20 protein-coding genes and 1 tRNA gene are annotated in these 22,302 nt (G+C 56.0%); 15 read left to right on the top strand and 6 right to left on the bottom strand.

What is annotated here, in order from left to right:
• Positions 1-5: 5 nt before the first annotated feature.
• A complete protein-coding gene (locus tag ACMGGM_RS06900) occupies positions 6-1,325 on the top strand; it encodes a VasL domain-containing protein (RefSeq protein WP_023338585.1) in 1,320 nt (439 codons plus the stop codon).
• A gap of 44 nt (positions 1,326-1,369) precedes the next feature.
• Here the strand turns inward: ACMGGM_RS06900 and ACMGGM_RS06895 are convergent.
• Positions 1,370-1,441 (bottom strand) — tRNA-Arg (locus tag ACMGGM_RS06895).
• Positions 1,442-1,516: 75 nt separating this feature from the next.
• Positions 1,517-2,446 carry a formate/nitrite transporter family protein gene (locus tag ACMGGM_RS06890; protein WP_014884689.1) on the bottom strand — a complete coding sequence of 310 codons (930 nt, stop codon included), beginning with the start codon at positions 2,444-2,446 and terminating at the stop codon, positions 1,517-1,519.
• Positions 2,447-2,761: 315 nt separating this feature from the next.
• Between ACMGGM_RS06890 and mlaA the strand changes: the two genes are divergently transcribed.
• The gene (gene mlaA, locus ACMGGM_RS06885; protein WP_023338584.1) at positions 2,762-3,514 is read left to right on the top strand and encodes a phospholipid-binding lipoprotein MlaA; all 753 of its coding nucleotides are present in this window, start codon (positions 2,762-2,764) and stop codon (positions 3,512-3,514) included.
• A 44-nt stretch (positions 3,515-3,558) separates the two neighbouring features.
• Here mlaA and fadL read toward each other — a convergent pair whose 3' ends face one another.
• Positions 3,559-4,842 (bottom strand): long-chain fatty acid transporter FadL, encoded by a 1,284-nt coding sequence (gene fadL / locus ACMGGM_RS06880; protein WP_014884687.1) that lies wholly within the window; start codon positions 4,840-4,842, stop codon positions 3,559-3,561.
• Positions 4,843-5,214: 372 nt separating this feature from the next.
• On the opposite strand from fadL, the gene ACMGGM_RS06875 reads away from it, so the two are divergent.
• The 4 genes from ACMGGM_RS06875 to sixA all read left to right on the top strand — a co-directional run bounded on the left by ACMGGM_RS06875 (position 5,215) and on the right by sixA (position 9,888).
• Positions 5,215-5,499: a YfcZ/YiiS family protein gene (locus ACMGGM_RS06875; RefSeq protein WP_014884686.1), complete on the top strand. Its 285-nt coding sequence runs from the start codon at positions 5,215-5,217 to the stop codon at positions 5,497-5,499.
• A gap of 236 nt (positions 5,500-5,735) precedes the next feature.
• A complete protein-coding gene (gene fadI, locus ACMGGM_RS06870) occupies positions 5,736-7,046 on the top strand; it encodes an acetyl-CoA C-acyltransferase FadI (protein ID WP_023338583.1) in 1,311 nt (436 codons plus the stop codon).
• Entirely contained in the window at positions 7,046-9,193 is a 2,148-nt protein-coding gene (gene fadJ, locus ACMGGM_RS06865) for a fatty acid oxidation complex subunit alpha FadJ (protein WP_063943746.1), read from the top strand. The genes fadI and fadJ overlap by 1 nt, the downstream gene beginning before the upstream one ends.
• Before the next feature lie 209 nt (positions 9,194-9,402).
• Complete coding sequence (sixA, locus tag ACMGGM_RS06860; RefSeq protein ID WP_014884683.1) at positions 9,403-9,888, top strand: phosphohistidine phosphatase SixA; 486 nt, start codon at positions 9,403-9,405, stop codon at positions 9,886-9,888.
• Positions 9,889-9,935: 47 nt separating this feature from the next.
• Here the strand turns inward: sixA and smrB are convergent, their stop codons facing one another.
• Positions 9,936-10,487: an endonuclease SmrB gene (gene smrB / locus ACMGGM_RS06855; RefSeq protein ID WP_014884682.1), complete on the bottom strand. Its 552-nt coding sequence runs from the start codon at positions 10,485-10,487 to the stop codon at positions 9,936-9,938.
• A gap of 145 nt (positions 10,488-10,632) precedes the next feature.
• On the opposite strand from smrB, the gene prmB reads away from it, so the two are divergent.
• Genes prmB through ACMGGM_RS06825 form a run of 6 tightly spaced genes read left to right on the top strand, consistent with a single transcriptional unit; the run spans position 10,633 to position 15,181 of the window.
• Positions 10,633-11,565 carry a 50S ribosomal protein L3 N(5)-glutamine methyltransferase gene (gene prmB, locus ACMGGM_RS06850; RefSeq protein ID WP_014884681.1) on the top strand — a complete coding sequence of 311 codons (933 nt, stop codon included), beginning with the start codon at positions 10,633-10,635 and terminating at the stop codon, positions 11,563-11,565.
• A 60-nt stretch (positions 11,566-11,625) separates the two neighbouring features.
• Complete coding sequence (aroC, locus tag ACMGGM_RS06845; RefSeq protein WP_014884680.1) at positions 11,626-12,711, top strand: chorismate synthase; 1,086 nt, start codon at positions 11,626-11,628, stop codon at positions 12,709-12,711.
• Positions 12,712-12,713: 2 nt separating this feature from the next.
• On the top strand, positions 12,714-13,538 hold the full coding sequence (mepA, locus tag ACMGGM_RS06840; protein ID WP_014884679.1) for a penicillin-insensitive murein endopeptidase: 825 nt from the start codon (positions 12,714-12,716) through the stop codon (positions 13,536-13,538).
• Complete coding sequence (locus ACMGGM_RS06835; protein ID WP_023330989.1) at positions 13,538-14,347, top strand: sulfite exporter TauE/SafE family protein; 810 nt, start codon at positions 13,538-13,540, stop codon at positions 14,345-14,347. Before mepA ends, ACMGGM_RS06835 begins: the two co-directional genes overlap by 1 nt.
• The gene (locus ACMGGM_RS06830) at positions 14,347-14,892 is read left to right on the top strand and encodes an elongation factor P hydroxylase (protein WP_014884677.1); all 546 of its coding nucleotides are present in this window, start codon (positions 14,347-14,349) and stop codon (positions 14,890-14,892) included. Before ACMGGM_RS06835 ends, ACMGGM_RS06830 begins: the two co-directional genes overlap by 1 nt.
• A gap of 13 nt (positions 14,893-14,905) precedes the next feature.
• Positions 14,906-15,181 carry a YfcL family protein gene (locus ACMGGM_RS06825; RefSeq protein WP_014884676.1) on the top strand — a complete coding sequence of 92 codons (276 nt, stop codon included), beginning with the start codon at positions 14,906-14,908 and terminating at the stop codon, positions 15,179-15,181.
• Positions 15,182-15,278: 97 nt separating this feature from the next.
• Here ACMGGM_RS06825 and mnmC read toward each other — a convergent pair whose 3' ends face one another.
• Positions 15,279-17,276 (bottom strand): bifunctional tRNA (5-methylaminomethyl-2-thiouridine)(34)-methyltransferase MnmD/FAD-dependent 5-carboxymethylaminomethyl-2-thiouridine(34) oxidoreductase MnmC, encoded by a 1,998-nt coding sequence (gene mnmC / locus ACMGGM_RS06820; protein ID WP_063943742.1) that lies wholly within the window; start codon positions 17,274-17,276, stop codon positions 15,279-15,281.
• Positions 17,277-17,434: 158 nt separating this feature from the next.
• On the opposite strand from mnmC, the gene fabB reads away from it, so the two are divergent.
• Both fabB and ACMGGM_RS06810 read left to right on the top strand, forming a co-directional pair.
• On the top strand, positions 17,435-18,652 hold the full coding sequence (gene fabB, locus ACMGGM_RS06815; RefSeq protein WP_014884674.1) for a beta-ketoacyl-ACP synthase I: 1,218 nt from the start codon (positions 17,435-17,437) through the stop codon (positions 18,650-18,652).
• A gap of 68 nt (positions 18,653-18,720) precedes the next feature.
• Positions 18,721-19,899: an MFS transporter gene (locus ACMGGM_RS06810; RefSeq protein ID WP_058691117.1), complete on the top strand. Its 1,179-nt coding sequence runs from the start codon at positions 18,721-18,723 to the stop codon at positions 19,897-19,899.
• A gap of 84 nt (positions 19,900-19,983) precedes the next feature.
• On the opposite strand, the gene flk is transcribed toward ACMGGM_RS06810, so the two are convergent.
• Positions 19,984-20,988 carry a flagella biosynthesis regulator Flk gene (gene flk / locus ACMGGM_RS06805; protein WP_063943740.1) on the bottom strand — a complete coding sequence of 335 codons (1,005 nt, stop codon included), beginning with the start codon at positions 20,986-20,988 and terminating at the stop codon, positions 19,984-19,986.
• Between the two features lie 113 nt (positions 20,989-21,101).
• On the opposite strand from flk, the gene pdxB reads away from it, so the two are divergent.
• Complete coding sequence (pdxB, locus tag ACMGGM_RS06800; RefSeq protein ID WP_023338578.1) at positions 21,102-22,238, top strand: 4-phosphoerythronate dehydrogenase PdxB; 1,137 nt, start codon at positions 21,102-21,104, stop codon at positions 22,236-22,238.
• Positions 22,239-22,302 lie beyond the last annotated feature (64 nt).

Below are 22,302 nucleotides of genomic sequence, written 5' to 3'. Positions count from 1 at the left end.
TGGCCATGAATGACATTATCCCACGTAAAATCAAAACCGGCGGCGACCCGCGCACGCTACCGGACTATACCGCCCTGCGTGATGAGCTGAGTAAGCTCACCCATCCGGCGCGTCCAGACGTTAACTGGCGGCATGTCGAAAAACTTTGTCTTTCACTGTTTGAGCAGAACGGCGTGGAGCTTCAGACGCTGGCCTGGTACACGCTGGCTCGGACGCAGCTGGCCGGATTATTCGGGCTCAATGAAGGCCTGGCGATACTGGAGGCGCTGATTAGTCATCAGTGGGGGGCGATGTGGCCACAGCCGGTTCATGCCCGCATGGAAATCCTCAGCAGTCTGAGTCAGCGTCTGCAGCAACGGATGCGCTCGCTCCCGCTCAATTACAGCGACCTCAGCCAGCTGTACCAGGCTGAGCAACGGCTCACCGCGCTGGGGGAGGTGCTGCAGCGCCTGGAGCTTAAGCATCATAGCCAGCTGGATACGCTGCGTACCCTGATGCACAACAGTGCTGTCCGGCTGGAAAACAGCGAGGGAGCAACCGTCTCTGCCAGTGGTCCTGTTGAAGAAGATAACGCCCGGAACGAAGCAGTAAAATGGGTGTATGTCGCACAGTCGGAGTACCCGGCGAATGTTGACGTTCAGACGGCAATACCCGGTCCGATGAAAAAGTGGAAATCTTTCGTCGCCGGGATGGGGACCATGCTGGTGATAAGCGCACTTGCACTATGGGGTTGGCAGTATCTTCACCGTACTGACCCGCTACAGGCTCAGCTTGCAGCCTCATTGTCACCTTTACCTGCACCTCTGTCATCTGAACAGCTTAAAACGTTGCGCCAGCAATCTTCGTTACCGAAAACGGCTATCGCGCAAACGCAGCAGCAACTTGCCCTGCTGGATAAATTGCCTCCTGACTGGAGTATGACTTACAGCCGAAAACTCACGGAACAGGCTGAGATGTTGTGGCCGGAGCAGGCTAAGCCTCTGGTTCAGCAGTGGCAGCAGCAACGGAATGCCGCGGCGTTACCAACAGAACAACTGAACGGCTGGCATCAGGGAATGGCGACGCTGGAGAAGTTGAGTCACCGCCTGAACGGTCTGGATGAGCAGAAGGGGAAATACATGACCGTCAGTGAGCTGAAGTCAGTGGTTTTTTCCGCTATGCAGTCATTTAATCAATCGATACCGGCTGAAGAACAGCTCCGACGACTGTCGCAGTATCCTGCTGGAAATGTACTTCCTGAAGGGGAGAAGACTCAACTTGAGCTGCATTTAAAACAACTGGCAACACGTTATGCTCAAATAAAACAGGACGCCTCTGCTCAATGAGTTGATGGGGCGAAATTGGCTGAAAAAAGAGAGAAAGGTCAAAGTGTCCCCTGCAGGAATCGAACCTGCAACTAGCCCTTAGGAGGGGCTCGTTATATCCATTTAACTAAGGGGACGAGGCGGCACGAGTATAGCGTTATTTACACTTTGCGTTAAGCGCATCGCCGCCTGACTGCTCAAAGAGTCACCATTCAGCCCGTTTTTTTTGCCGAATTGCCCTCATTCTCCTGTGCCTTTAGCTCAGCTTTGCGTTTGTTAGACATGTCGTTACGGATTTGTGCATGGCTTAACAGCGCGAAGATAAACGTTCCGCCGCAGATATTCCCGGCCAGAGTCGGAAGGGCGAACGGCCAGAAAAAATCAGTCCAGTGAAGCGTACCATTAAAGACCAGATAAAGTATTTCAACGGTACCGACCACAATATGCGTGGTGTCCGCCAAGGCAATCAGCCAGGTCATCAGTATGATCACCACAATTTTGGCGCTGCCTGCGGAAGGAAACATCCACACCATCGTGGCGATAATCCAGCCGGAGATGATGGCGTTTGCGAACATTTCGGCCGGCGTGTTTTTCATCACGTCCATGCCAATTTTCACAAACGCATCCCGGGTAGGTTCATCAAAGATCGGCATATATTCAAACGCCCAGGCGGCGATACCCGTGCCGATAATGTTACCCAGCAGGACCACGCCCCACAAACGCAACAATAAACCGAAATTGCCGAGGGTTGGATTTTGCATCACTGGCAGAACGGCAGTCACCGTGTTTTCAGTAAACAGCTGCTGGCGGGCCATGATGACAATAATAAAGCCGAAGGTATAGCCGAGGTTCTCCAGTAAAAAACCGCCGGGGACACCCTCAAGTTGAACATGAAATATCCCTTTTGCGAGCAGTGACGCGCCCATTGACAGTCCCGCAGCGATGGCTGACCAGAAGAGGGCCATGGCATCGCGCTCCATCTCCTTTTCGCCATCCTGGCGTATATGTTCGTGAATTGCCATCGCGCGGGAGGGGAGGCGATCTTCATCAACTTCTATCTTCTCGCCGCGCGCTTTCTCCTCGCTCTCAATTTCAATATCCTCTTTGCTCTCTGCAATTTTGTCTTCACCCACTTCTTTCATAACGGCTCCCGGAGGTTGATCTTTCTTTTAAGCGTAGCGGCTTTTATCAGGATGCCTGTGGGGATGCTCTTAAATTGGCGGCAATGACAACAAAGGTGAGACATCTCTTTCAAAGGCATTATAAAATTGCCAGCGAAACGAATTCCAAAAGCCAGGCTATGCTGAGATCAGAGCCACGGTGTTTATTGCCCGTGCTTGTGCTCATAGACATCGGTAAACGTGCTGTTACAATCACTTGCACGTTTACAGACGGAGCGCCAGATGCTTCGTTACGGATGGCAATCAACGATAGCCATACTGAACAGGGAGATATTTATGAAACTTCGGCTGTCGGCGCTTGCGCTGGGCATGACGATGCTTGTGGGCTGCGCCAGCTCCGGGGAGCAAACGGGACGCTCCGATCCTCTCGAAGGATTTAACCGCTCCATGTATAGCTTCAACTACAACGTGCTGGATCCGTATGTGGTTCGGCCGGTGGCAGTGGCATGGCGCGATTATGTTCCACAGCCTGCGCGTAACGGGCTAAGCAATTTTACCAGCAACCTCGAAGAGCCCGCGGTTATGGTGAACTACTTCCTGCAGGGCGATCCGTATCAGGGGATGGTGCACTTTACTCGCTTCTTCCTGAACTCCCTGCTGGGGATGGGCGGCTTTATTGATGTCGCCGGCATGGCAAACCCGAAACTGCAGCGTGAACAACCGCACCGCTTCGGCAGCACCCTGGGGCATTATGGCGTAGGTTATGGTCCGTATGTCCACCTGCCGTTCTATGGCAGCTTCACCGTGCGTGATGATGGCGGCGATATGGTCGATACGCTGTATCCAGTCCTGTCGTGGCTGACCTGGCCGCTGTCGATTGGTAAATGGACGGTGGAAGGGATTGAAACCCGTGCGCAACTGCTCGACTCAGACGGTCTGCTGCGCCAGTCTTCCGATCCTTACATTATGGTGCGCGAAGCATACTTCCAGAATCACGATTTTATTGCCAACGGTGGCAAGCTGAAGCCGGAGGAGAATCCAAACGCGAAGGCTATCGAAAACGAACTCAAAGATATCGATTCGGAATAAATAAAAAAGGTGAGCGATGCTCACCTTTTTCGATTTCAGTGCGCTTAGAACGCGTAGTTAAAGTTCGTACCGAACAGCCAGGCTTTACCTTCAGAGGTAAACTCGTACGGACCTTCCTGGAACGTCACTTTCTGACCGTGCATATAAGATACGCCCGCATCGATGGACGCATTCTCGTTGAACGCATATGTCGCACCAGCACTTAACCAGAAGCGGTCCTGATCCGGAATGGAAATGGAACGTTTGTCTGCCGGAACCGGGCTGTCGTCAAATGCGATACCGGAGCGGAAAGTCCAGTTTTTATCGTAGTAGTAGGTGGTACCCAACGCAATACGATAGGCGTCGTGGAAGCTTTCATCCTTATAGAACAGCGTTTGACCATTGTTGCCGGTTGCTTTCAGCTCCTGGAACTGGCTCCAGCTGGTGTAGGCCAGGCTATAGTGAATAGCCCATTGTGGTGCCACGCGGTTGTAACCGGAGACTTCCCACATTTCTGGTAAATGCAGCGACAGTGAACCCGGAACTGTCTGGTTTGAGGTGCCCCATGGAATGGTGGTACCCGCGCCTGGAACCAGGTTGTTGACTGGCGCCAGGATGCCGCTCTTGTAATCGCCGTCAAAGTCAATTTTCACTTCGGAACGATAGGTCAGGCCCCAACGGTTGTTTTTGTCCAGCTCATACAGGATACCGGCGTTCCAGCCATAGCCCCACTCATCACCTTTCAGGCTGGCAATTTTATTGCTGTTTTTCGGCAGGCTGGCAGTCTGCTCGCCGGAGTAACGCTCAATTTTTGCATCAGCGTAGACGGCATCAAAGCCCAGACCAAAGCTCCAGCTGTCGTTCAGACGATAAGCACCGCTCAGGTTCAGGTTCAGCGTCGTAAGATCGGTTTTACCGCCGTATTCACCTGCCGGATAGTTGTTATTGAATTCAGTTGCAAGGCCGTAGTTGGACGTGACGGACGCCCCCCAGCCAAATTGCTCATTAATAGGTGCAACGAAGTGCAGGTTGGGTACCCATGCGGTCGGGGCAATATTGTCCGCTTTCAGGCTCGCACCTGTGTAAGGCGACTTGCCAGAAATGTTGACATCAGGATCGATATATACCGCACCCGCAGAGAAGGTCGGGCGATCGAACATCATGATCAGTGCAGGGTTACGGCTGGCGTTACCTGCATCATCAGCAATTGCACCTTCCCCAGAATACGCGCGGCCAAGGCCAGAGGAAGAAAATTCGTTTAACTGAAAGCCCGCTGACCAGGCGGAAGTGGAGACGATTGCCACTGCGACTGCCAGCGCAGTCTTGTTGAACAGGGTTTTCTGGCTCATGACCATAACCTCATTGAGTTATTTTTATTCAATAATTGTTACATACCGTAACAGGAGCGCGAAGTGTAGGGTCTGAGGTTTGACAGACAAATCAGACCAGTGGCCAGAGTATAGGTCTGACCAGCTGGGATGTTGCAAGTTTGTTTATTAATATTTTCAAACATGTTTCATGAAACGAGATCTGGTTGGCAAAAATGTGACCATCGCGACTCAGTCAAAAGGGTGGTTTTTGTTTTAGATCATTTTTTAGTGTGATATTGGTCACTTATCCGATTTTGCGCCATTAACGGCTGGAGAGAGCCTGCGCCGGGGCGTAAAATAGCAGCATCGTGTTTATCTCGCGCGCTGCGCGAATACAGAGGAAATTGAGCTATGAGTAAATGCAGTGCTGATGAAACCCCGGTTTGCTGCTGTATGGATGTTGGCACCATCATGGACAACTCCGATTGCACAGCGTCTTACAGCCGTGTGTTCACCAACCGCGCTGAAGCGGAAGAGACCCTGTCCGCGCTGAGCAAGCGTGCACGTGATGTTGAATCCGATCCGTGCGAAATCAAATCTACCTTCACCGAGGTGGACGGCGGCGTGAAGCTGGATATTGACTTCGTGTTTGCCTGCGAAGCAGAAACGCTGATTTTCCAGCTGGGCCTGCGTTAATTCCTGCGGGCTGGTGCCCTCACCCCGACCCTCTCCCACGGGAGAGGGTGCAAACACTAAAAACGGTAACCTACGGGTTACCGTTTTGCTTTTACCTCGGGGCATTTTCTTTTTCTTCTCTGTGTCTTACCTCGCACTTTTTCGTTTCCCCAATTGGCTGAATGTAAAAAAATGGTTAAGACTATTATCAGGTCAGACCACTTAACGTTTGCGTCAATTTTTTACAGGGGAGTGTTATGAGTCAGGCATTACCGCTTATTACCCGTCAGGGCGATCGCATTGCCATTGTCAGTGGTTTGCGTACGCCGTTTGCGCGTCAGGCAACGGCGTTTCATGGCATACCGGCTGTCGATCTGGGGAAAATGGTGGTGGGGGAGATGCTGGCTCGCAGCGAAATTCAGCCTGAGGTCATTGAACAGCTGGTTTTCGGCCAGGTGGTTCAGATGCCTGAAGCTCCCAATATTGCGCGAGAAATTGTCCTCGGCACCGGGATGAGCGTTCATACGGATGCCTATAGCGTCAGCCGCGCCTGCGCGACCAGTTTTCAGGCGGTGGCTAACGTGGCGGAAAGCCTCATGGCGGGCACCATTCGCGCCGGGATCGCCGGAGGCGCCGATTCCTCTTCGGTACTGCCTATTGGCGTCAGTAAAAAGCTGGCCCGTATTCTGGTGGATGCAAACAAAGCCCGCACGACCGGTCAGAAGCTCAAACTCTTCTCGCGTTTACGTCTGCGCGACCTGATGCCTGTACCCCCTGCTGTCGCAGAATATTCTACCGGCCTGCGCATGGGCGATACCGCGGAACAGATGGCGAAAACCTATGGCATTACCCGTGAGCAGCAGGACGCGCTGGCGCATCGTTCACATCAGCTGGCGGCGAAAGCCTGGTCAGAGGGCAAGCTCACCGACGAGGTGATGACCGCCTATACGCCTCCTTATCGGGAACCACTGGTTGAAGACAACAATATCCGCGGTACCTCGACGCTGGCGGATTACGCCAAACTGCGTCCGGCGTTCGACCGTAAACATGGCACCGTGACTGCGGCCAACAGTACACCGTTGACGGATGGGGCAGCCGCCGTGATCCTGATGACCGAATCCCGGGCGAAAGAGCTGGGCATCACCCCTCTGGGCTATTTGCGCAGCTATGCCTTCACCGCCATTGATGTCTGGCAGGACATGTTGTTAGGTCCGGCCTGGTCCACGCCGCTGGCGCTGGATCGCGCAGGGCTGACGCTGGCTGATTTAACCCTGATTGATATGCACGAAGCCTTCGCCGCACAAACCCTGGCAAACGTACAGCTGCTGGCAAGCGAGCGTTTTGCACGTGATGTGCTGGGGCGCGCTCATGCCACGGGTGAAGTGGATCAAAGCAAATTCAACGTGCTGGGTGGTTCGATTGCCTACGGTCATCCGTTTGCGGCGACAGGGGCGAGGATGATTACTCAGACATTACACGAGCTACGTCGCCGCGGTGGCGGGTTTGGCCTGGTGACCGCCTGTGCGGCGGGTGGACTGGGTGCTGCAATGATTCTGGAGGCTGAATAATGGAAATGACATCTGCATTTAACCTGACGGTTCGCCTCGACAACGTCGCCGTGATCGCCATTGATGTGCCTGACGAAAAAATGAATACCCTAAAGGCGGAGTTTGGCACTCAGGTTCGCGCGATGCTCAGGCAGATCCGCGAAAACAAGGCCATTCGCGGTCTGGTGTTTATCTCGGCCAAGCCGGACAACTTTATTGCCGGGGCCGACATTAACATGATCGCCCGGGCGCAAAGCGCGCAGGAAGCGGAAGATCTTGCACGTCAGGGGCAGCAGGTGATGGCCGAGATCAACGCGCTGCCGATCCCGGTGATTGCCGCGATCCACGGTGCTTGTTTGGGTGGTGGACTGGAGCTGGCGCTGGCCTGCCACAGCCGCATTTGTACTGACGATGCGAAAACCGTTCTGTGCCTGCCGGAAGTGCAATTAGGTCTCCTGCCTGGTTCTGGTGGCACGCAGCGTCTGCCGCGCCTGGTAGGGGTTAGCACCGCGCTGGAAATGATTCTCACCGGCAAGCAGCTGCGCGCCCGTCAGGCGCTGAAAGCCGGTCTGGTTGACGATGTCGTTCCCCACGCGATTTTACTGGAAGCTGCTGTAGAACTGGCGCTGAAAGGTCGCCAGCCAAAACGTCCTCTTCCGGTGCGAGAGCGTGTGCTGGCGGGTCCTCTGGGAAGGACGATCCTGTTCAACATGGTGGGCAAAAAGACCGAACAAAAAACCAAAGGCAACTACCCGGCGGCGAAACGGATCCTGGAGGTGATTGAAACCGGGTTGTCACAGGGAAGCAGTAGCGGCTATGCCGCTGAAGCCAAAGCCTTTGGCGAGCTGGCGATGACGCCGCAGTCACGGGCGCTGCGCAGCATTTTCTTCGCCAGCACAGAGGTGAAAAAAGATCCGGGCAGCGAGGCTGAGCCTGCTCCGCTGCGTGCAATTGGCGTGCTCGGGGGTGGGCTGATGGGCGGCGGCATTTCTTTCGTTACCGCAAGTAAAGGGAAACTGCCGGTACGCATCAAAGACATTAACCCTAAGGGAATCAACCACGCGCTGCAGTACAGCTGGCAGAACCTTGATCAAAAGGTCAAGCGCCGCCATATCAAGGCAAGCGAGCGTGATAAAACCCTGGCGATGATCTCCGGCACGACGGACTACAGCGGTTTTGCGCACCGCGATCTGGTGATTGAAGCCGTATTTGAAGATCTTGCGCTCAAGCAGCAGATGGTGGCGGACGTTGAACAGCATTGCGCGCCGCATACCATTTTTGCCTCAAATACGTCGTCATTACCCATCGGCGATATCGCAGCGAAAGCCGCGCGTCCTGAGCAGGTGATTGGTCTGCACTTTTTCAGCCCGGTAGAAAAAATGCCGCTGGTGGAGGTGATCCCTCACGGTACAACCAGCCCGCAAACCATCGCTACCGTGGTGAAGCTGGCGAAAAAACAGGGCAAAACCCCCATCGTGGTTGCGGACAAAGCCGGCTTCTACGTCAACCGTATTCTGGCGCCGTACATCAACGAAGCGATGCGGCTGCTGACGGAAGGGGAGAAGATTGAGCACGTCGATGAGGCACTCGTAAAGTTTGGCTTCCCCGTTGGTCCTATCCAACTTTTGGATGAGGTGGGAATAGACACCGGCACTAAAATTATACCTGTACTGGAAGCCGCTTATGGCGATCGTTTTGCGCCGCCTGCAAATATTGTTTCTGCAATTTTGAAGGACGATCGCAAAGGCAGAAAAAATGAACGCGGTTTCTATCTTTACGGCTCGAAAGGGCGTAAAAGCAAGAAACAGGTCGACCCTTCTGTTTATGGGCTTATCCCGACCTCAGGTCAGGGGAGACTCTCCGCCGTTCAGTGTGCTGAACGTTGTGTGATGATGATGCTCAATGAAGCGGCACGCTGCTTTGGTGAGCAGGTGATCAAGAGCGCACGGGATGGCGACATCGGCGCCGTATTTGGTATTGGTTTCCCGCCGTTCCTTGGCGGCCCGTTCCGTTACATGGATACACTCGGCGCGGGTGAAGTGGTGGCTATTCTGCAACGTCTGGCATCGCAATATGGCCCGCGGTTTACACCGTGTGACGAATTATTGCAGATGGCGGAACGGGGCCAGACATTTTGGCCTGCAAGGGAAACTGTCCTCGTAAGCTGAGGTCAAAGAAGGGTAAATCCCGACGTGAATGAACCTGTTCTGGCGATTTTGTAAACAGAGATTGACTATACTTACGCCATTGAGGTAAAAAACAGCGTTTCATTCACCGAATGGATCAGGCACAATGCCCGGCCATCGGGTTTTCTACCTCAGAGCATTTATCGCGGGTAGTCAACGCCGGTGATTCTGGTTAACAAAAGCGGTGCAATATGCAAGTTTTTATCATGCGTCACGGCGACGCGGCACTCGATGCCGCCAGTGACTCAGTACGTCCTTTAACAGTCTGTGGTTGCGACGAATCTCGTCTGATGGCAACCTGGCTTAAAGGCCAAAAAGTGGATATCGAACGCGTTCTGGTGAGTCCGTTCCTGCGTGCAGAACAGACGCTGGACGTGGTAGGGGAGTGTATGAACTTGCCATCCAGTGTCGATGTTCTTCCTGAACTGACGCCATGCGGTGATGTCGGCCTTGTCAGCGCCTACCTTCAGGCACTGTGCAATGAAGGTGTCGCTTCCGCACTGGTCATTTCCCACCTGCCACTGGTTGGCTATCTGGTTTCTGAGTTGTGCCCGGGCGAAACGCCGCCAATGTTCACCACATCCGCCATTGCCAACGTCACCCTCGACGAAACCGGCAAAGGGGTCTTTAACTGGCAAATGAGTCCGTGCAACCTGAAGATGGCAAAAGCTATCTGACGTGACGTGCGACAGGGCGGGGTGCAAATGTGCCTCCCGCCATGCTGTCAGGGCAACTCAGGCGGTTGCCACTCCTCAACTTCTATCAACACCAGCAATGCGGCATCTCCGCCGTACTCTTTGGGTGCCTGATGAAACGCCATCACATGTGGATGCTGAGCCAGCCACAGCGGCGTTTGCTGCTTAAGTATATGTTTCCCATGGCCGTGCATCACGCAGGCGCAAAACACGTGTTCGCGGCGACAGGCGGCGATCAGTGCCCCCAGCTCCTGTTTCGCCTGCATCTGCGTTAACCCGTGCAGATCGAGAAACAGCTCCGGTGAATAATCTCCGCGACGTAATTTTTTCAGTTCAAAGTGGCTGACGTCCTCGCGCACGTATTTCACCGCGCCCTGCGTATTCAGCAGCGGTTGGAACTCATCTGAAAAATAGTGGCTGTTATCCGCCTGCTCCTGCAGCAGTCGTTTGACCGGAACGTCGCTGATTTTTTTACGCTGCGGGCGATGGACAATGGTGTCCTGCGTGATTTTACGCGTCCCGGTCATCAGCTGGCGGAAGAGAGCCTGATCCTCCTCGCTGAGCGATGTTTTCTTTTTCATTCGTCATTCTCATCTCGTATTTACGATAGTGTACCCGACTAAACGCATTTTTTAACCTCAAGCGCGACGCGTCATTGCTGATTTATCGCCGTCTTCATGGCAAACTAGCCGCCGAAAATTATGCGAGCATGCCCTGGAGGAAAGAGTGGATAAAATATTTGTCGATGAAGCAGTAAACGAGCTGCATACCATACAGGACATGTTGCGCTGGTCGGTTAGCCGCTTCAGCGCCGCCAACATCTGGTACGGTCATGGTACCGATAACCCGTGGGATGAGGCCGTTCAGCTGGTGCTGCCGTCTCTTTATCTGCCGCTGGATATTCCGGAAGACATGCGCACCGCGCGCCTGACCTCCAGTGAAAAACACCGCATTGTTGAGCGGGTGATCCGCCGCGTCAACGAACGCATTCCGGTCGCCTACCTGACCAACAAAGCCTGGTTCTGCGGCCACGAATTCTATGTTGATGAGCGCGTGCTGGTGCCGCGTTCACCGATTGGTGAGCTGATCAACAACCACTTTGAAGGCCTGATTCACCATCAGCCGCAGCACATTCTGGATATGTGCACCGGCAGCGGCTGTATCGCGATTGCCTGCGCCTACGCCTTCCCGGAAGCGGAAGTGGACGCCGTCGATATCTCTACCGACGCGCTGGCCGTCACCGAGCACAACATTGAAGAGCACGGCCTGATCCATCACGTTACGCCAATCCGCTCGGATCTGTTCCGCGACCTGCCGACGCTGCAGTACGACCTGATCGTCACTAACCCGCCGTACGTCGACGCGGAAGACATGTCCGATCTGCCAAATGAATACCGTCATGAGCCGGAGCTGGGTCTGGCGTCAGGCACTGACGGCCTGAAGCTGACTCGTCGCATTCTGGCCTGCGCGCCGGATTACCTGACCGACGACGGTGTTCTGATTTGTGAAGTGGGCAACAGCATGGTACATCTGATAGAGCAGTACCCGGATGTGCCGTTCACCTGGCTTGAGTTCGATAACGGCGGTGACGGCGTCTTTATGCTGACCAAAGCGCAGCTGCTCGATGCGCGCGAATACTTCAGTATCTATAAAGATTAATCCAGCGGGCTTCGGCCCGTTTCACAACGCTCAAACACAAACAACATCATCGGAGCCGTGATGGCAGGAAACAGTATTGGACAGATATTCCGCGTGACCACCTTTGGTGAGTCGCACGGGCTGGCTTTAGGTTGTATCGTTGACGGCGTACCGCCCGGCATCGAACTGACTGAAGCTGATTTGCAGCACGACCTTGACCGCCGTCGTCCGGGCACCTCTCGCTACACCACGCAGCGTCGCGAGCCGGATCAGGTCAAAATTCTCTCTGGCGTCTTTGAAGGCCGCACCACCGGGACCAGCATTGGTCTGCTGATCGAAAACACCGACCAGCGTTCTCAGGACTACGGCGCTATTAAAGACGTATTCCGTCCGGGCCACGCTGACTATACCTACGAGCAAAAGTACGGTTTCCGCGACTATCGCGGCGGCGGACGCTCTTCCGCGCGTGAAACCGCGATGCGCGTGGCGGCGGGTGCCATTGCCAAAAAATACCTGCAGCAGAAATTTGGCATCGTCATTCGCGGCTGTCTGACCCAGATGGGCGATATTCCGCTGGCCATTAAAGACTGGGACCAGGTTGAGCAAAACCCGTTCTTCTGCGCCGATGCCGACAAGCTGGATGCGCTGGACGAGCTGATGCGTGGCCTGAAAAAAGAGGGTGACTCCATTGGGGCGAAGGTCACCGTGGTGGCCGACGGCGTGCCGCCAGGCTGGGGCGAGCCGGTGTTTGACCGTCTCGACGCTGACATTGCGCACGCGCTGATGAGCATCAACGCGGTGAAGGGCGTAGAGATTGGCGACGGGTTTGACGTGGTTCAGCTTCGCGGCAGCCAGAACCGCGACGAAATCACGAAAGCGGGCTTCCAGAGCAACCATGCGGGTGGCATCCTCGGCGGGATCAGCAGCGGGCAGCAGATTGTTGCGAATATTGCCCTGAAGCCAACCTCCAGCATTACCGTGCCGGGCCACACGATTAACCGCTCTGGCGAAGAAGTTGAGATGATCACCAAAGGACGTCACGATCCTTGCGTGGGGATCCGTGCGGTGCCGATCGCAGAAGCGATGCTGGCGATCGTGCTGATGGATCACTTCCTGCGTCAGCGCGCGCAGAATGCGGATGTGACGACCACCATTCCACGCTGGTAACCATGAAAAAAACCGCAATTGCTCTGCTGGCTCTGCTCGCCAGTGGAGCCAGTCTGGCCGCCACGCCGTGGCAAAAGATCACCCATCCGGTGGCGGGCAGCGCACAGTCTATCGGCGCCTTTTCGAACGGCTGTATCGTCGGCGCGCAGGCACTTCCGCTGCAATCGGATACTTATCAGGTGATGCGTACCGACCAGCGCCGTTACTTCGGTCACCCTGACCTGGTGCTGTTTATTCAGCGACTGGGAAACCAGGTACATAACCTGGGGCTGGGGACGATGCTGATTGGCGATATGGGCATGCCTGCGGGCGGGCGCTTTAACGGCGGGCACGCCAGCCACCAGACCGGACTGGATGTCGATATCTTCCTGCAGCTACCGAAAACACGCTGGACGTCCGCGCAACTGCTGAAACCGCAGGCGCTGGATCTGGTGGCGAGTGACGGTAAGCGCGTGGTGCCCTCCCTGTGGACGCGGGATGTGTCCAGCATGATCAAGCTGGCAGCAGAAGATAATGACGTCACGCGGATCTTTGTGAATCCGGCCATCAAACAACAGCTCTGCCTGGATGCCGGAACTGACCGCGACTGGCTGCGCAAAGTGCGCCCGTGGTTCCAGCATCGTGCGCACATGCACGTTCGTTTGCGTTGCCCGGCAAACAGCCTGGAATGTGAAGATCAGCCGTTACCTCCGCCAGGCGATGGCTGCGGTGCGGAGCTGCAGAGCTGGTTTGAACCGGCAAAACCTGGAACCTCTAAGCCTGAGAAGAAGACACCGCCTCCGTTGCCGCCTTCCTGCCAGGCGCTACTGGATGAGCATGTACTTTAATGGATAATTTCGTCGATCTGTTTATGGTGTCCCCGCTGCTGCTGGTGGTGCTGTTTTTTGTTGCCATGTTAGCCGGGTTTATTGATGCGCTTGCTGGCGGCGGCGGGTTGTTAACGGTACCCGCACTGCTGGCGGCGGGTATGAGCCCCGCTCAGGCACTGGCCACCAACAAACTTCAGGCCTGCGGCGGCTCGCTTTCGGCATCGCTCTATTTTATCCGCCGCAAGGTGGTGAGCCTCGCCGATCAGAAGCTCAATATTTTGATGACCTTTATCGGCTCGACGTCGGGCGCGCTGCTGGTGCAGCACGTACAGTCCGATATTTTGCGCCAGATCCTGCCGATTCTGGTTATCTGCATCGGTCTCTACTTCCTGCTGATGCCAAAGCTCGGTGAAGAAGACCGTCAGCGTCGCTTGCATGGCTTGCCGTTTGCCCTGATAGCCGGGGGCTGCGTCGGTTTTTACGACGGCTTCTTTGGCCCGGGCGCAGGCTCGTTTTACGCGCTGGCGTTTGTGACGCTGGCCGGGTTTAACCTCGCTAAATCTACCGCCCATGCCAAAGTGCTTAATGCGACCTCTAACCTTGGTGGCCTGTTGCTGTTTATCATTGGCGGCAAGGTCATCTGGGCAACCGGTTTTGTCATGATGGCAGGGCAGTTCCTGGGCGCGCGCGCGGGCTCGCGCCTGGTATTAAGCAAAGGACAGAAGCTGATTCGCCCGATGATCGTCATCGTTTCGGCGGTCATGAGCGCAAAGCTTCTTTATGACAGCCATGGACAGGAGATCCTCCACTGGTTGGGGATGAACTAATGAACAGTACGCATAACTACGAACAGCTGATTGAGATTTTTAACGGCTGCTTTGCTGATGATTTTAATACCCGTCTGATTAAAGGCGACGACGAACCGATCTATCTTCCTGCTGATGCCGAAGTGCCGTACAACCGGATCGTCTTTGCGCACGGCTTTTACGCCAGTGCGCTGCATGAAATTTCGCACTGGTGCATTGCGGGGAAAGCGCGTCGCGAGCTGGTGGACTTCGGCTACTGGTACTGTCCGGACGGACGCGACGCCGCAACCCAGGGCCAGTTTGAAGATGTGGAAGTGAAACCGCAGGCGCTGGAATGGCTATTCTGTGTCGCGGCGGGTTTCCCGTTCAACGTCAGCTGTGACAACCTCGAAGGCGACTTCGAGCCAGACCGTATCGTCTTCCAGCGCCGCGTGCATGCACAGGTGATGGAATATCTTGAGAAAGGCATCCCGGAACGTCCGGCCCGCCTGATCGAGGCTTTACAGAATTATTACCACACGCCGGTGATCACGGCGGAATGCTTCCCCTGGCCGGAAGATCTTTAACTGAGGAAAAAAGATGATCGCAGAATTTGAATCACGCATTCTGGCGTTAATTGATGACATGGTGGAACACGCCAGTGATGATGAGCTGTTCGCCAGCGGTTATCTGCGTGGTCACCTGACGCTGGCTGTTGCCGAGCTGGAGGCAGGAGACGATCATTCTGCCGAAGCAGTGCATGATGAAGTCACCCGCAGCCTGGAAAAGGCGATTCAGGCGGGTGAACTGTCCCCGCGCGACCAGTCTCTGGTGCTGGGCATGTGGGACACGTTGTTCCAGCAGGCTAAACGCTAAGTCATCGTATTTCGCCCGGTGGCGCTGCGCTTACCGGGCCTACGAATATCCCCTCTCCCTGTGGGAGAGGGTTAGACTGAGGGCACCTGTCCGCACCCTACTTAACTTTCTTCCCCTTCAGCAGTTTTCGCACCCACAATCGATTCGGGTTCAGCCCCGCAAGCGTGGTTCTGTCCAGCGGTAGCGGCTCGTTGCTCATTTGTGCGGCTAAGGCTTCAGCCAGTAGTGGTGCAGAACACAATCCACGCGAACCCAGCCCACCCAGCATAAACAGTTCGGGATAAACCGGTGCAGCTACCGCCGTTTCCTGGTGGTTTGCAAGGTCGTGATAGGCTTCAAGCGTTGCCTCATAGTCCGGCACATTCCCCATCATCGGCAGATGATCGCGCGTTGCGCAGCGCACGCCACAGCGGGCCGCGCCTTCGCTGACGTCAACCTCTTTCGCCCACGCTGCATCCGGGAAGCAGTCAATCAGGCGCTGGCGGTTTTGCTGTTGATCCGCCTCGCTGTAGCGCATATCCGCTTCGCCACGATGATAGCTCGCCCCGATGCAGTGATGACCATTAGACGGATTTTGTGGCGTCAGATAGCCGTCATAGCACAGCACCTGACGCAGTTTGCCCAGTTCGGACGTAGTAGGGATATGACTCACCTGACCGCCGACCGGATAAACCGGCACGGATTCTGTCTGGATAAACTGGTTGATGCTATGTCCGTTCGCCAGCACAACGCTGGCATGGCTTGCCTCTTTGCCATCAGCAAAACGCAAATTCCAGCGTTCTGTTCGGGACAGCGATTCAACCTTGTGGGCATAGTAGACCGTCAGCCCGCGTGACTGCGCAAGGTCAATCGCCGCAGCGGTCAGTTCAGCCGGGCACAGCCAGCCGCCGAGCGGATACTGAATGCCCTCGCAGCCGGTTTCAATGCCGGTGGTGTTGGCGGCCTCTTGCGCGCTTACCGCCCGCGCAATGTCTTCCGGCAGTCCCAGGGACAGCATCTGCGCGATTTTTTGCTGACTTCTCTCATCCCAGCCGAGCTGCGTCACGCCGCACCATTCATGATCGAACGTCACCGGCAGGGCATCATACAGGCGACGGGCAAAGGTAAAGGCCGCCGGGAAAAACTGGAACAGTGCCGGATCGTGCGCGCTTAAAAGGGGATAGAGCGCCCCCTGGCGGTTGCCGGAGGCCCCACCTGCTGGCGCATCGTCAGCACAATAAAGCGTCACCTGCCAGCCACGTTGGATAAGCGCAAGAGACAGCAGGGCGCTGGCGATCCCTCCGCCTGCTATCGCCACTTCCCGTGACGCGCTGGCGCTGCGCGCAAACCAGGGTGCACTGGCGGGGATGTCCAGCGTCTGCTCCATCCTGCCGACCAGCATGTCGCGCTTGCGGCCAAAACCTTTGGTTTTCTGCATGGTAAAGCCCGCTTCCTGCAAGCCGCGGCGAACAAAGCCTGCTGAGGTGAAGGTGGCGAGCGTTGCGCCCGGACGCGCCAGTCGCGCCATCGCGTTAAACAGATGCTGGCTCCACATATCCGGGTTTTTGGCAGGCGCAAAACCGTCCAGGAACCACGCGTCCACCGTCTGATTCATCGCATCATCAAGCTTATCGGTAAGGTCGTTGATGTCGCCCAGCCACAAATCCAGCGTCACGCGTCCGCCGTCGAGAATCAGACGGTGGCACCCCCCAATGTGAGGCGGCCACTGCGCCTGAAGCTGTTCAGCCCAGGTGGCAAGCTCCGGCCAGCGTTGATGGGCCAGGCGTAGATCGTGCGCGGTGAGCGGGAATTTTTCGAAACTGATGAAATGTAATCTTTGTAGCGTAGCCTCAGGGTGGGCAGCGTGAAACTGGTCAAACGCCTGCCAGAGGGTCAGAAAATTGAGCCCGGTGCCGAATCCGCTTTCCGCGACCACAAACAGGCTCCGCGGATGCTCCGGGAAGCGGGTGCTGAGCTGGTTTCCGTCGAGGAAAACATAGCGAGTTTCTTCGAGTCCGTTATCATTAGAAAAATAGACGTCATCAAAATCTCGGGAAACAGGTGTACCCTCAGCGTTGAATTCGAGGTTGGCGGGTTGTATAGCGTTTTGTTTCACGTAAGTTACTCGTCTGACAGGCAGTGGCACGATCTTAACGATGTGAGTCCATCGGTGCAAATTTCCGCAGAAAATGTCTGATCGGACTTGTTCGGCGTACAAGTGTACGCTATTGTGCGACTCGAAACTTACTATAGTGCGACTTACAGAGGTATTGAATGAAACGTGCAGTGATTACTGGCCTGGGCATTGTTTCCAGCATCGGTAATAACCAGCAGGAAGTCCTGGCATCTCTGCGTGAAGGACGCTCCGGGATCACTTTCTCTGAAGAGTTTAAAGATTCAGGTATGCGTAGCCACGTATGGGGTAACGTCAAACTGGACACCACCGGTTTGATTGACCGCAAAGTGGTTCGTTTCATGAACGATGCCTCTATTTATGCTTATCTCTCCATGCAGGAAGCGATTGCAGATGCAGGTCTGAGCGCGGAAGTTTACCAGAACAATCCCCGCGTAGGTCTTATCGCTGGTTCCGGCGGCTCATCTAAAGCGCAGGTATTCGGTGCTGACGCAATGCGTAGCCCGCGTGGTCTGAAAGCGGTAGGTCCGTACGTGGTCACCAAAGCCATGGGCTCTGCGGTTTCCGCATGCCTGGCCACTCCGTTCAAAATCCACGGTGTGAACTACTCCATCAGTTCCGCGTGTGCGACGTCCGCACACTGCATCGGTAACGCGGTTGAGCAGATCCAGCTGGGTAAACAGGACATCGTCTTTGCTGGCGGCGGCGAAGAGCTGGGCTGGGAAATGGCCTGTGAGTTCGACGCGATGGGCGCTCTGTCCACCAAGTACAACGAAACCCCGGAAAAAGCGTCCCGTACTTACGACGCGCACCGTGATGGCTTCATCATCGCAGGCGGCGGCGGTATGGTTGTGGTTGAAGAGCTGGAGCACGCGCTGGCACGTGGTGCGCATATCTACGCTGAGATCGTGGGCTACGGCGCAACGTCTGATGGCGCTGACATGGTTGCGCCATCCGGTGAAGGTGCGGTGCGCTGCATGAAGATGGCGATGCACGGCGTTGATACGCCAATCGACTACCTGAACTCTCACGGTACCTCTACTCCGGTAGGCGACGTGAAAGAGCTGGGTGCAATCCGCGAAGTCTTCGGCGACAACAGCCCGGCAATTTCTGCCACCAAAGCTATGACCGGCCACTCTCTGGGTGCTGCGGGCGTGCAGGAAGCGATCTACTCTCTGCTGATGCTGGAAAACGGCTTTATCGCCCCAAGCATCAACATTGATGAGATGGACGAGCAGGCTGCTGGCCTGAACATCGTGACGAAACCAACGGAAGCGACACTGACCACCGTCATGTCTAACAGCTTCGGTTTCGGCGGCACGAACGCGACGCTGGTAATGCGTAAGTACAAAGCATAAGCGTTTGAATGTATAGTAGAAGGGAACCGGAAGGTTCCCTTTTTTTATGCCTCAACACGGAGTTATGCATGAAGGCTGTTATCCCAGAGAAGAGCGCCCCTTCCGGTAACCTTTCCCTTTTCCGAATCGCCTTTGCGGTATTTCTGACCTACATGACCGTTGGCCTGCCGCTGCCGGTGATCCCACTGTTCGTTCATCAGGAACTCGGCTATGGCAACACTATGGTCGGCATTGCCGTGGGCATTCAGTTTTTAGCCACGGTGTTAACCCGCGGGTACGCCGGACGGCTGGCAGATCAGCATGGTGCAAAACGCTCGGCGTTACAGGGGATGTTTGCCTGTGGTCTGGCGGGCGGGGCATGGCTGTTAGCCGCGCTTTTGCCGGTAGACGCAGGGTATAAATTTGCGCTGCTGGTGCTGGGACGTTTAATCCTTGGCTTTGGTGAAAGCCAGCTGCTGACCGGCACCCTGACCTGGGGAATGGGTCTGGTGGGGCCTGCTCGTTCGGGCAAAGTGATGTCCTGGAACGGCATGGCTATCTATGGCGCGCTGGCCGCTGGCGCACCGCTGGGACTGCTGATCAATAGCCAGTTTGGCTTTGCGGCGCTGGCAGCCACCACCATGGTGTTGCCGCTGCTGGCGTGGGCGTTTAACGGCTCGGTACGTAAGGTACCCGCTCACAAAGGGGAGCGTCCTTCCCTGTGGAGCGTGATCGGCCAAATCTGGCAGCCGGGTCTGGGCCTGGCGCTGCAGGGCGTAGGTTTTGCGGTGATTGGCACGTTCGTCTCGCTCTACTTTATGAGCCGCGGCTGGGCGATGGCCGGATTTACGCTCACCGCGTTTGGCGGGGCGTTTGTGCTGATGCGCGTGTTCTTCGGCTGGATGCCGGATCGCTTTGGTGGCGTGAAGGTGGCGGTGGCATCGCTGATGATAGAGACCGTTGGCCTGCTGCTGCTGTGGCACGCACCGGTCGCCTCTGTCGCGCTGATTGGCGCAGCACTCACCGGCTGCGGTTGCTCGTTGATTTTCCCGGCGCTGGGCGTGGAAGTCGTGAAGCGTGTGGCCCCGCAGGTGCGTGGCACAGCACTCGGCGGCTATGCGGCGTTTCAGGATATCTCATACGGAGTAACCGGACCGCTGGCCGGACTGCTGGCCACCTCGTTTGGCTACCCGTCCGTCTTCCTGGCCGGTGCCATTTCTGCGGTCGTGGGGATCGTGGTGACGCTGGTGGCGTTTCGTCGGTCATAGTTTTTGCCCGGTGGCGCTTCGCTTACCGGGCCTACAACCGCACTGGCCTTAGGCCGGGTAAGGCGAAGCCGCCACCCGGCAGTGTTAAGCAACCAGCCAGAAAATCGCCAGCGCAATCAGTAACGCAATAAACAACAATCCCGGACGGGCAGAAAGCGTTCTGAACGTCTCCACAACGGGCGCAAAAAGCGGGCTGTAGATCGGCTGAATGTTTCTTGCCTCCGGTACGCCGCCTTCCCGCTCGGCGCGGCGCACGAAGATCTGATTGAGCACATCCTGCACCTGCGCGGTGGTCAGTACCGTTTGCGGTGTCGCCTGCCAGTTCTGCTGGGCGTAATCCCGAATCGCCTCGAACTCGTGCGGTTCCAGCGGCTGTTTAAGCGCAGCCTGAACGGTATGCAGGGTAGGGGCGCTCTGGGTGCTGAGCGTCTGGCGCGCCTGTAGCCAGGTCACCAGATGGGGAAACTGTTTGGCCGGGATCAACTCGCCCGCCTTTACGCCGGACAGTTCGAGCATGGATTGCCAGATAAGCTTTGTTGACTCGCCGGTGGCGGCGGCCAGTTTGGTCACCATTTGATTCAGCGTGTTGTGCTCAGCAGGCAGCAGCGAACGCTCGGTCGCTGGCCGCAGCTGCGGCTGTGGGATCGACAGCTGATTGTTCTGCAACAGCGTCAGCACGGTTTTAAGCTGGTCTGGCGTCAGCTGGCTCAGGGCCGTCTGGCCATACTGCTGGCGGATAAAGTCGCTGACCGCCTGACGGTTATTTCCCTGGCCGAGCAGCTCGGTCAGTTGCGTGACAATCTGCCGCGTGGTGTGGTTCTGCTGTGCGGTCGTAATACGCTGGTTGAGATTTTGCTCGGCAGCAGGGAAATGTCGCGACTGCAGCGGTGCGTCGTTCCTTACGCCTAAATCATGCTTTACCCCGGCCCAGACTTCCGCGTTTTGCTGTGAAGTCAGCGCAATCAGGCGCGTGATCAGTCGCTCCAGCACGGTGCGCTGTTGCGTGGATAGCGGTTGTTCACCGGCAACGTTTGGCGTGACAGTGCCTTCACCCGGAGGGCGTGGCGGCGTACCTGAAATGGGCTGCATCGTCAAAAATCCTTAAAGTCAAAACTCAGCGTAAACCTGGCAGACGTATATGCCTGGCGGCCAGATTATGGCACACTTGGCAGGTTTACTTCCTCTCAAACAGGTACTCAGACGTGAAAATCCTCGTTGATGAAAATATGCCTTATGCCCGTGAGCTGTTTAGCCGCCTGGGTAATGTTAAGGCTGTCCCTGGTCGCCCGATCCCGGTCAACGAACTGGATGACGCAGACGCGCTGATGGTGCGCTCGGTGACCAAAGTAAATGCGTCGTTGCTCGCCGGAAAAGCGATTAAGTTTGTCGGAACCGCAACGGCAGGGACCGATCATGTGGATGACCAATGGCTGAAGCAGGCGGGGATCGGCTTTTCCGCCGCGCCCGGCTGTAATGCTATTGCCGTCGTGGAATATGTCTTCTCCTCTTTGCTGATGCTGGCCGAGCGCGACGGTTTTGTGCTGAAAGACCGCACCGTGGGGATCGTCGGGGTGGGTAACGTGGGTGGACGCCTGCAAAAGCGCCTGGAGGCGTTAGGTATTCGCACGCTGCTGTGCGACCCACCGCGTAAAGACAACGGTGACGAAGGGGATTTCCGCTCGCTGGATGAGCTGGTTGAACAGTGCGATGTGCTGACGTTCCACACGCCGCTGTTTAAAGAGGGCCCCTATACGTCCCTGCATCTTGCCGATGAAGCACTGATCCGTCGTCTGAAGGCTGGCACTATTCTGATAAATGCCTGCCGTGGCCCGGTGGTGGACAACGCCGCGCTGCTGAAATGTCTGAATGAAGGACAAGACCTCCGCGTTGTGCTGGACGTCTGGGAGCCGGAGCCGGATCTTAACGTTGAACTGCTTAACAAGGTGGACGTAGCCACTGCGCATATCGCGGGCTATACGCTTGAAGGCAAAGCCCGCGGCACAACGCAGGTGTTTGAAGCCTACAGCACGTTTATTGGCCATCCGCAGCAGGTGGCGCTGGATACCTTACTTCCCGCACCTGAATTTGGCCGCATTACCCTGCATGGCCCGCTCGATCAGGCAACGCTGAAAAGGCTGGTGCATTTGGTGTATGATGTGCGCCGCGATGATGCGCTGCTGCGTAAAGTGGCGGGGATCCCGGGTGAATTTGACAAGCTGCGTAAGAACTATGTTGAGCGCCGCGAGTGGTCGTCCCTGTATGTGATGTGCGACGACGCAACGGCCGCGACGCTGCTGAAAAAACTGGGTTTTAACGCCGTTCATCACCCGGCGCATTAATGTCTTCTTAATGCTCCCTGTCGGATACTCCGGCAGGGACGCTTTTTTATTTCTGGAGTAAACC

It is taken from the genome of Enterobacter sp. BNK-14, from assembly GCF_047456095.1.
GTDB classification, from domain to species: domain Bacteria; phylum Pseudomonadota; class Gammaproteobacteria; order Enterobacterales; family Enterobacteriaceae; genus Enterobacter; species Enterobacter kobei.
The sequence above is the reverse complement of the archived record's forward strand: the minus strand, read 5'-3'. Positions and strand labels throughout refer to the sequence as shown.